We start from the raw sequence: 2,186 nt of genomic DNA, 5'->3' as shown, positions 1-2,186 counted from the left end.
GGAAAATTTGTTAGCTCCGTTTGTCCAATACAAAATTTAAACGGAAGAAAAAGTAAAAACAAAAACACATTTTTTATCATAACAAAAGGTATTGATTTTTAATCTATTGATCTTTCAAAAACAGGCCTGAGCGATTCGCGGTTGTGCAAATCAGCTCTGACCCTATACGCCTGACTATTCTGCCTTGGCTTCATCCGCAACTGCATCCTCCCACTTTTCCCATACTGGAGTTGCCGCGTTATAGCCGTCGTAGCCATAGTTTTGCTTTAATTGCCCTTTAATGTTGGAGGTAATTGCCACATTCGGAATTGGCCAGTACATATTCTTTTTATCCATGGTGTAGTTGATATCACTGAGGCCTGTAGCATTCACATGAATGACACCTTTATTGTACAGGCTGTAATGCACTATACGTTGGTACCAGTAGCTCCCACCAGTAGCATCTGTACCGCTCTGTTTATCGAAATTTTCCAGATTATACACGTTCCCCCATTCATCGGGTTTACCACTGCGGGCCAAGCACAGGGATACCCGCTTCAGTTCGACATTCCGCCATTCCTCCCAATAGAGTTCACGTGCCCGTTCATTCATAATATCCCCAATCGTTACAGACCCCTGGTACAGTTCCGTACATTTTGCCCGTTGACGCACCGCATTTAGATCATCCTTTATCGTTCCATCGGCGGGATTGATATAGTATTTTGCTTCAGCACGCAAAAGATAAGCTTCCGCCAAACGGTATAGATACCAGTCGGCAATACTACCGTTGGTTGCACCCCTTGAGCCGTCCGATCCGCTGATATTTGCCTCACTGACGGGATCATCCAGAAAAAACTTATAATGTGGTACGTCGTACCAACGGCGAATGGAATCTGTACATAACAATTTGCCCGTTTCCGGATCGTTCAATGTGATCGGTTTTCCGAAATCTTTTGAAGCTTTGTTATTTACCTTATAATCTTCCATGCGCACCCAATTCCCTACTTTGGAACTGTGGCGCAAGTCGCCATCATCCAGTTTACCGTTGACAGACCATACCCCCTTTGACTGGAAAGCCGTGGGCCGGAATGTTGCGATACCTCGGCCGAAAGCGCGCATATAATCATATTTTGCATTATAATCCCCACTGTTCCGTTTAATATTCAGCAAGGCCTGCTGCCCATCGGTCGTCTGGATCCGGCTATCGAATACGAAAGGATATAGAATGCGCATGGTCAACATTTTGACAAAAGACTCCGCATCGGCACCACGGTTGGGCATGCCCATGATCACCTCCCGGTTAGTCGGGATCAATTTGTTTTCGGGGCGGTGCATATCCCAGATGACATTGCGGCTAATGGGCCAGGTCTGCGCCTCACCCCCATCGTTAAACGTCCCAAAACTTTCGGTCATCAGGGAATAACCCGATTGATCAATCAGGATATCCGTCTGTTCTTTCGCCTTCTGATATTCTCCCAGGGCCAGGTAACATTTTGTGAGCAGCATGCGGCAGGCCCCCTTATTGATCATGCCGATTAGGTTCATATTTTTTTGGTCGGGCACCCATTGGACAGCAAATTCCATATCCTTCGTGATCATCTGAAGAATGGCTTCGCGTTTGGTACTGCGGTAGTTTTGTTTTGGTCCATCAATAATAGTCGTGACCAAAGGGACGTCACCGTATTGAAATACCAATGCCATATACCGAAAAGCACGATGAAAATAAGCCCGTCCTTTGTAGGCATTTTTATCCTCTTCGCTCAAGGTCTCCACCTGATCCACATACTTGATAATCGTATTGGCATAACTGATGCCTTTATAGGTTTCCTGCCATAAATACCACATACTATTTGAGCGGTCCAGATTCTGCAGGGTGGAGTTGTCGCTGGTCGGCGTCAGCATGTTGGCGATGTCTGCCATCATACTGCGTTTGTCCGTATTACTTGCGACCATCAATTCGGAGAAAATGTATTCTGTCCCCAGGGTCAGCATTTCATTATTATCCGTGGCCCAATACCCTTTCAGATGACGGTCGCAGATGGCCATGGCCGACAGCAGTCCCGACTCGGTATTAAAGGTCTCATTGGGTAAATAGATAGACAGCGGGTCTGGCTGTAGAAATTCTTTCGAACAGCTGCTTACTGCAAGCGTACCCGCAAGCAGTAGGACGATACCCCTGCTGATAGATCCGGTTGTATTTATTGTAT

1 protein-coding gene is annotated in these 2,186 nt (G+C 46.2%); it reads right to left on the bottom strand.

All coding sequences use genetic code 11. The features are described 5' to 3' along the window. Positions 1-174: 174 nt before the first annotated feature. Positions 175-2,186: RagB/SusD family nutrient uptake outer membrane protein (locus VN105_RS06745; RefSeq protein WP_325639181.1), on the bottom strand; the 2,012-nt coding region annotated here is incomplete at its 5' end.

Origin of the sequence: Chitinophaga sp., assembly GCF_035564935.1 — a bacterium.
GTDB lineage: Bacteria > Bacteroidota > Bacteroidia > Chitinophagales > Chitinophagaceae > Chitinophaga.
This window is presented reverse-complemented; position numbering and strand designations above follow the sequence as displayed.